The organism is Bacillus mesophilum (assembly GCF_008923265.1).
In the GTDB taxonomy this organism is placed as follows: domain Bacteria; phylum Bacillota; class Bacilli; order Bacillales; family Cytobacillaceae; genus Cytobacillus; species Cytobacillus mesophilum.
In genome coordinates this window covers 51,513-59,634 of the sequence record NZ_WBOT01000014.1, presented here as the reverse complement: position 1 = coordinate 59,634, position 8,122 = coordinate 51,513, and the positions used below count along the sequence as shown (strand labels likewise).

At 41.2% G+C, this 8,122-nt stretch carries 9 protein-coding genes; all 9 read right to left on the bottom strand.

What is annotated here, in order from left to right; genetic code table 11:
- Positions 1-448: 448 nt before the first annotated feature.
- The 9 genes from lysS to F7732_RS21970 all read right to left on the bottom strand — a co-directional run bounded on the left by lysS (position 449) and on the right by F7732_RS21970 (position 7,975).
- Positions 449-1,939 carry a lysine--tRNA ligase gene (gene lysS / locus F7732_RS22010; protein ID WP_151576159.1) on the bottom strand — a complete coding sequence of 497 codons (1,491 nt, stop codon included), beginning with the start codon at positions 1,937-1,939 and terminating at the stop codon, positions 449-451.
- Positions 1,940-2,208: 269 nt separating this feature from the next.
- Positions 2,209-3,210, bottom strand: a complete 1,002-nt coding sequence (dusB, locus tag F7732_RS22005; RefSeq protein ID WP_151576158.1) for a tRNA dihydrouridine synthase DusB — start codon at positions 3,208-3,210, stop codon at positions 2,209-2,211.
- Between the two features lie 26 nt (positions 3,211-3,236).
- A complete protein-coding gene (locus F7732_RS22000; protein WP_151576157.1) occupies positions 3,237-3,443 on the bottom strand; it encodes a helix-turn-helix domain-containing protein in 207 nt (68 codons plus the stop codon).
- Positions 3,395-3,919, bottom strand: a complete 525-nt coding sequence (gene folK / locus F7732_RS21995; RefSeq protein WP_066441663.1) for a 2-amino-4-hydroxy-6-hydroxymethyldihydropteridine diphosphokinase — start codon at positions 3,917-3,919, stop codon at positions 3,395-3,397. Before folK ends, F7732_RS22000 begins: the two co-directional genes overlap by 49 nt.
- Positions 3,916-4,278, bottom strand: a complete 363-nt coding sequence (folB, locus tag F7732_RS21990; protein ID WP_151576156.1) for a dihydroneopterin aldolase — start codon at positions 4,276-4,278, stop codon at positions 3,916-3,918. Before folB ends, folK begins: the two co-directional genes overlap by 4 nt.
- On the bottom strand, positions 4,271-5,107 hold the full coding sequence (gene folP / locus F7732_RS21985) for a dihydropteroate synthase (protein ID WP_151576155.1): 837 nt from the start codon (positions 5,105-5,107) through the stop codon (positions 4,271-4,273). Before folP ends, folB begins: the two co-directional genes overlap by 8 nt.
- Before the next feature lie 11 nt (positions 5,108-5,118).
- Positions 5,119-5,976, bottom strand: a complete 858-nt coding sequence (pabC, locus tag F7732_RS21980; protein ID WP_151576154.1) for an aminodeoxychorismate lyase — start codon at positions 5,974-5,976, stop codon at positions 5,119-5,121.
- A 2-nt stretch (positions 5,977-5,978) separates the two neighbouring features.
- A complete protein-coding gene (gene pabA / locus F7732_RS21975; RefSeq protein WP_151576153.1) occupies positions 5,979-6,566 on the bottom strand; it encodes an aminodeoxychorismate/anthranilate synthase component II in 588 nt (195 codons plus the stop codon).
- Positions 6,563-7,975 carry an anthranilate synthase component I family protein gene (locus F7732_RS21970; RefSeq protein WP_151576152.1) on the bottom strand — a complete coding sequence of 471 codons (1,413 nt, stop codon included), beginning with the start codon at positions 7,973-7,975 and terminating at the stop codon, positions 6,563-6,565. Before F7732_RS21970 ends, pabA begins: the two co-directional genes overlap by 4 nt.
- Between the last annotated feature and the right edge of the window lie 147 nt (positions 7,976-8,122).

The following is an 8,122-nucleotide window of genomic DNA, read 5'->3' as shown; positions in this document are numbered from 1 at the left end:
GATCAAACTCTCCAAGAAAGAGTTGATTAGCTCTTGTGTACATAATGTACATTGTTGATTCCGAAGAATCTTTTTAAACGTTGACGTTTTATTGTTCGTTCAGTTTTCAAAGAGCAATTTTTGTTGTTCGTTTGTCACGAGTGCGACTTTTAAATATTATCACAACCAGATGATCAAGTCAACAACTTTTTTAATTTATTTTTTCGTTTGTGCCGCTCTCTCGCAGCAACAGATATTAATATACCACCATACTGACGAGTGTGCAACATGTTTATTAAACTTTTTTTCATAAATGATAATAAAAAAATATTCATATAATTCACTACACCAATTTATAAGATAAGAAGAATCTAAACCAACTCACTTCAATAATAGATGACCTTGACTCACACCTTCTTATATAAAGAAAAAAGACAGAGCATCTGCCCTGTCTTTCCTATACTATAGATTAGCGGTGACGCATTAACGGGAATAAAAGCACGTCTCTAATAGAAGGAGAGTTTGTTAAGAGCATGACTAGACGATCGATGCCGATCCCCAGTCCGCCTGTTGGCGGCATACCATACTCTAATGCTTCAATAAAGTCATCATCCATCATATGTGCTTCATCATTACCCTGCTCACGCTCTTTTAATTGTGCTTCGAATCGTTCACGCTGATCAATTGGATCATTGAGCTCCGTGAAAGCATTAGCATGTTCGCGAGCCACAATGAATAACTCAAAACGATCTGTAAAACGCGGATCTTCATCGTTTTTCTTTGCAAGAGGAGAGATTTCAACCGGGTGACCGTAAATAAAGGTTGGCTGAATTAACTTCTCTTCTACTTTTTGTTCAAAGAATTCATTTACAATATGCCCGTATTGCATATGTTCTGTAATTTCAACACCATGCTCCTTCGCAAGAGCACCCGCTTCTTCCTTGCTCATTTCTTTCCAGAAGTCTACCCCTGTATATTCTTTAATGGCATCTACCATATGAAGTCTTGTCCATTCCGGTGTTAAGTCTACTTCATAGTCACCATACTGAATAACCGTTGTGCCAAGAACCTGTTTTGCAATATGAGCAATCATGTTTTCTGTCAGACTCATGATATCTCTGTAATCCGCATATGCTTCATACAGCTCAATCATCGTAAACTCAGGGTTATGACGAGTAGATACTCCTTCGTTTCGGAAAACACGGCCGATTTCATAAACCTTCTCAAGTCCGCCAACAATCAGTCTTTTAAGATGAAGTTCGATGGCAATACGCATATAAAGCTGCATGTCCAGAGCATTGTGATGTGTAATAAATGGTCTTGCAGAAGCTCCGCCAGCAATTGAATGCATCATTGGTGTTTCCACTTCAAGATAACCATTAGAATCAAGATAGCGTCTCATTTCTTGGATAATGCGGCTTCTGGCTACAAATGTTGCTTTACTTTCCTGGCTCATAATAAGGTCAAGGTAACGCTGACGATAGCGCTGCTCAACATCCTTAAGTCCATGGAACTTTTCAGGAAGCGGACGCAGAGATTTTGTTAAAAGAACAAATTCTTCTACTTTAATTGAAAGCTCCCCTACTTTAGTTTTAAAAAGTGTACCAGTAACCCCTACAATATCCCCAAGATCAGCAGTTTCAAAGATAGCGTAGCTTTCTTCACCAATCGCATCCTTGCGGACATAGATCTGAATTTGGCCAGTCAGATCCTGGATATGAGCAAATCCAGCTTTCCCTTTTCCGCGCTTTGTCATAATTCTGCCCGCTAGTGTGACAGAAACATTCTTCTCTTCAATCTCTTCTTTTTCAAGACCGCCATACTGATCTATTAATACATCGGATTGATGTGAACGGTCAAAGCGTTTGCCGAAAGGATCCATTCCTTTATCACGCAAGTTTTGCATTTTTTCGCGTCTTACTCTTAATTGGTCATTTAATTCTTCATGACTCTGACTCACTTATATCATCTCCATTTTTTCATTCGTGAAATATGTAACGCACTAGGCGAAGTATCACATTTTCAGTACATGTTTATTATTTTACACAATATGATTCAAACAGACAGCATAATTGATTAAAAATTGAATGTTCTAGTACTTTTATTTCCAATAAACTTGAAGTTGAAAAGCATTTTCCAGCCTGGATAATAAAAAACTGCCAGTTCATCCACTGGCAGTTGTCTAATCAAAGCTATTATAGGCAAAGAAATTTTCCATGTCAAACAGCATTAGCCAGCCTGTGACTCCATGCGCTCTTTTTCTTCTGCATCCAAGACAATAGCATTTAAAATGGCAACAAGTTCATCACGAGTATCACTTTCATTAACAGCATTGCGGAATCTTGCATTTCCGCGGATCCCCTTCAGGTACCATGCGGTATGCTTTCTCATCTCTCTTACCGCAATATGCTCGCCCTTCAATGCAGCCAGGCGGTCAAGATGCAGGATACATACATCCATTTTTTCTCGCACTGATGGTTCGTCGATCAATTCGCCTGAATCCAAATATTTTACCGTCTGATAGATCATCCAAGGATTCCCTAAGGCTGCCCGTCCAATCATGACACCGTCACAGCCAGTTTCATCAAGCATCCGCTTTGCATCCTGAGGTGTTTTTACATCACCATTCCCAATGAGCGGAATCCCAATGCTTTGCTTTACTTCACGGATAATGTCCCAGTTTGCTGTTCCTTCATACATCTGCACGCGTGTACGGCCATGAAGGGAAACAGCTTTCCCGCCAGCCCGTTCAATTGCCTGTGCATTACGGACAGCATAAATATGGTTATCATCCCATCCCATTCGCATTTTTACTGTAACCGGCTTTTCAACAGCATCTGTTACCGCTGCAACCATTTCATAGATTTTATCCGGGTCTAATAGCCACTTTGCACCCGCATCACATTTTGTGATTTTCGGCACCGGGCAGCCCATGTTTATATCAATGATATCCGCATTGGTATTTTGGTCAACAAATTTGGCAGCTTGTACAAGCGTATCTTTCTCTCCGCCAAAAATCTGCAGACTAAGCGGCTTTTCCTGTTCGTCGATATAGAGCATATTTAACGTTTTTTCATTTTGAAAAACAATGCCTTTATCACTAACCATTTCCGCACAAACCAGGCCGGCACCAAATTCTTTAACCGTCAGACGAAAAGCAGAGTTGCAGATGCCAGCCATTGGTGCCAGCACAACTCGGTTTTTCATTTCAATATCGCCAATTTTAAGCATAGTGGTACCTCCTTCTTTATCTATTATTATTCCTTTGGAGCAATCTCATCAACTGACGTTTTCAGCACATCACTGATCTTCATAAGGAGCTGCTCGCTCGGCATCCTATTTCCTCTCTCAATTTCTCCGAGGATTGATACTGATATTCCAATTTCGCGCGCAAAGGTTTCTTGTGTAAAACCCTTCAGCTTTCGAAAAGCGCGAATGCGTCTTCCCCATTTTTCCGCTTCCATATTTGAACTCCTTTTTTGTCTGGAATCTCCTCAGCCAATATACGCAGAGGCATGTCCATCGCCGGAAGGGTGATGTCAGGCTTTATCTCTAAAAGAGGTATCATAACAAAAGCTCTTTCTTGTATCCGCGGATGAGGAACAGTTAGCTTCTCTGATTCAATATTTTCTTGATTATATAGCAGGATGTCAAGGTCTATTGTCCGGGGACCCCATTTGATCAGCCGTTTTCTTCCAAGTTCCTGCTCAGCCGCCAAGCATGTTTCTAACAATTCATAAGGACTAAGTTCCGTATCTACCTGGATGACCATATTTAGAAACCGATCTTGATCTTCATAGCCCACCGGATCTGTTTCATAAACAGAGGAGTAATTTACCATATTTATTTTTTTATTTGACGTTAACATTTCAATGGCATCCTGCAAATAAGAGAATCGGTCTCCTATATTAGAGCCCAAAGAAATAAAAGCAGTGTTCATGACCGGGACCTCGTAATCTCTACTGCAACGGATTCATAATGTCCTGGAATAGGAGGATCTGGCTTAATTACTTTTACCGTAAGGGAATCAATTGAACTGAAACGCAGTAATAAAGCTTCAGCAATTGATTCAGCTACCGCTTCAACAAGCTTATAAGGCTTCCCCTCCACAATTTGCTTACAAACTTCATAAAGCTCCCCATAGTTAATTGAATCATCAAGCTGATCGGTTTTTCCGGCCTGGCCCAAGTCTGTTTCTACCGTTAAATCCACGATAAATCGCTGCCCTAGCTTTGTTTCTTCAGGAAAAACGCCATGATATCCATAAAAATTCATCTTATTCACATAGATTTTATCCATTATATTCACCCTTTCCGCAAAGAGCATCCATCATTTTAGCCATTCTCGCCATTTCCTTCACATCATGAATGCGAATGATTTGGCAGCCCTTCTGTATGCCATAGCATATTGTCGCTCCAGTGCCTTCGGTGCGCTCGTTTATCGGCAAATTAAGCACTTGTCCGATTATGCTCTTTTTAGACGTGCCCAGCAAAACCGGATAGCCGATATCGACAAGCTTATCCAGATTCCTCATCATTTCAAGGTTGTATGTTAAATCCTTTGCAAAACCAATGCCCGGATCGAGAATGATTTGTTCATCCTTTACTCCTGCCTTTTTGGCAAGCATGATGCTTTCAAATAAGTCATTTAGGACATCCCTGTGAAAGTCAGTGTAAGACATATCAGTACGATTATGCATGAGGACAATCGGTGCTCCCGTATCCGCTGCAACAGCGGCCATGCCTTCGTCCGCTTTCGCTCCCCACACATCATTAATAATATGAGCTCCAGCTCTGATCGCCTGTTTGGCCACTTCCGCCTTATATGTATCCACTGAAATAGGAACTTTAACTTTAGAAGAGACAGCTTCAATCACTGGAATGACTCTCTGAAGTTCTTCCTCTACTGAAACAGCCGTATGTCCCGGTCTTGTCGACTCTCCGCCGATATCAATGATATCTGCTCCAGCATCCACCATCTCCTGCGCCCTGATAACCGCCGCTTCTGCATGGTTATATTTTCCTCCATCTGAAAAAGAGTCTGGTGTGGTATTCAAAATCCCCATAATCAGCGTTTTCTTGCCATAATCCAGAGTATAGGGACCACAGTTTAAACTATTTTTTTGCATTCTTTGCCCTCCTATAATTCATGCCGGCTTAACAGCTGCGAGGTTAAACTCTTATACTGATAGGATAAAAGCATCGTATACTTTCCATCCATACCCGGCATTACACCATTTTCAAAAGCTGAAACCGGGACAATCTCCTGAATAGAATTGGTTACAAATATCTCATCTGCCTCGGTAAGAGCTGAAGGCAAATAGTGCCCCTCCTCAACTGATAGTCCGTTCTTTTCAGCAAGCCTCATCACGAATAGACGCGTAATTCCATTTAAAATACCTAAATCGACTGAGGGAGAGTAAAGTGTTTCCCCCTTTATCCAAAAGATATTAGATGCAATTCCTTCTGCGGCAAATCCGCCTTCTGTTAAAAACAGCCCTTCCTTTTTTGAGTCATCACCTAACTCTTGTTTAGCTAAAAGATTGTTCATATAATGGTGAGATTTTAACCTTATTTCACCTTCAGGCGTATTGCGCCGGAGATTTAATACCACAATCTCTTTTTCATGAGTAACAGCTTGTTCAGGTAATTCCTTTGCAAAAATAATCATATTCGGTTCAGAATACGGTGCCGCTCTTAAACCAATTTCACCTGCACCTGCGGAAACATTCATACGAATATAAGCATTAGATATTTGGTTTTTCTCCAGCAACTCTTCTAATACAGTTTGTACTCCTTCATCACTGAACTGACTGCGGATATTCATAGTCTCTAGTCCATGGCGGAGGCGCTCTAAGTGATCTTTCAGCAAAAAGGGATGCCCGTCATAGATCCGAAACGTCTCAAAGAGGCCCATTCCATATAAAAATCCATGGTCAAATGGAGAGATCATGGCATCCTCTTGCTTAACCATTTGGCCATTTAAATAGATATACATATCTACACCTCTTTTACTTCAGTAACTCCTGTACAGAAGAAATTTCTCAGCAATTCCTTCCCTTCAGCGGTCATGATCGATTCAGGGTGGAATTGCACGCCCTCCACTGGAAGCTCTTTATGGCGAATGGCCATAATTTCTCCTTCTTCTGTCCAGGCTGATACTTCCAGACAGGATGGCAAGGTTTCTTTTTTAACGATTAACGAGTGGTATCTTGTCGCCGTAAACGGGTTTGATAGTGTGTTAAAGACTGTCTGACCATCATGATAAACAGGAGACGTTTTCCCATGCATCAGCTTTTCAGCACGCACTACTTCTCCTCCGAATGCCTGGGCAATAGCCTGCTGTCCTAAACAAACACCAAAGATCGGAATAACCCCCGCAAAAGCAGTGATCACTTCTAAGCTTATACCTGCCTCATTGGGACTGCACGGCCCTGGGGAGATCATAATATAAGCTGGCTTCAGGTTTCTAATCTCTTCGATTGATATTTCATCGTTTCGTTTTACAACTAATTCATGTCCCATTTCACCTAAATATTGAACGAGGTTATACGTGAATGAATCGTAGTTATCGATCATTAAAATCATTGTAATGCTCCTTTAGCTTCTTCTGCTGCTTCTTTTGCTTTCCATAGAGCAATTGCCTTCTTCATCGATTCTTTATATTCATTTCTCGGATTAGAGTCGATGACAATTCCAGCTCCTGCCTGCACATGAGCCATGCCATCTTTTATAAGCATCGTGCGAATAATGATATTTAATTCAAGATCGCCGCTGAAATTCATCCATCCTAATGAACCTGTATAGACTCCCCGGCGCACCGGTTCGAGTTCCTCAATGATTTCCATCGTACGCACCTTTGGAGCCCCAGTAATCGTACCTCCCGGAAAAGCCGCATCAATTAGATCAACACCATGCTTTCCTTCAGCAATCTTTCCTTTCACATTCGAAACAATGTGCATGACGTGTGAGTACTTTTCAATGACCATAAACTCGTCCACTTCCACTGTTCCATATTCGCAGACTCTGCCAAGATCATTTCTTTCAAGATCAACAAGCATCACATGCTCTGCCCGCTCCTTCTCATTTTCAATCAATTCATTTGCAAGCCGGAGGTCATCAAGTTCATCTTTCCCTCGAGATCTGGTGCCGGCAATCGGCCTTGTGCTGACCGTGCCGCCTTTCTTTTTCACGAGCAGCTCAGGCGACCCGCTGACAAGCTCATATTCATCTGTTTGAAAATATCCCATATACGGGGAAGGATTAAGGACTCTAAGCTGATCATACACCTCAATGGCTTTAACATTTAGCGGCTTACTTTGACGAACAGACAAATTGACCTGAAAAACGTCTCCAGCAGCTATGTATTCTTGTATTCTTTCAACTGCCTTTATAAACTCTTCCTCACTCATGGATACTTCCAGGCGCTGTTCAGGAGGATCATGATGCTTCGATTCCTCATGCACTTCAGCAGATCCTCGCCACCGCTTCATCCATAAAGCTTCACGTTCAGGCAGCTTGTCCGCTTCTTCCTCTTTATATAGCAATAACATCCACAATACTTCTTCTTGATGATCATATACAAACCACTCATTGTGAATAAGAAAATGAATGTCCGGTAAATGAAGATCATCTTCCGAAAGAGCAGGCAGCTTTTCAATGTAACGACCATACTCATAACTAATATATCCAATTGCTCCACCTTGAAAATCGGGGAGTTCACTGATCGGTTCAACTTTATATGCTTCCAGCCATTGTTTCATACTATGAAGCGGATTTCCTTTGATAATTTCTTTTTTCTCGCCTGTTACAATCTCAAGCTGATGATCTTTCCCCTTTAAAATCACTTCAGGCTCAAAAGCAGCAATGCTGTATCTTCCGCCTCTGCCGCTTTCCAGAATAACATGCTGTGCACAAGATTCTGAGAGGAATCTATATCTGCTGTAGAATTGTTTATATGAAATGGATTCCTTTTTTGCATATACCTTATACCCCATTAAAACACCCTCTTTAAGATAAGTATAACCCTCTAAATAATAACATGTTTTTAAAAAAGCGAATGTTGTTTTGCAATGAGCCTGCTGTTTAGAAGAAAGTCCGATTTTAAGAGAAATGGCGCATTAAACTTTTCCCCGAAATAAAAG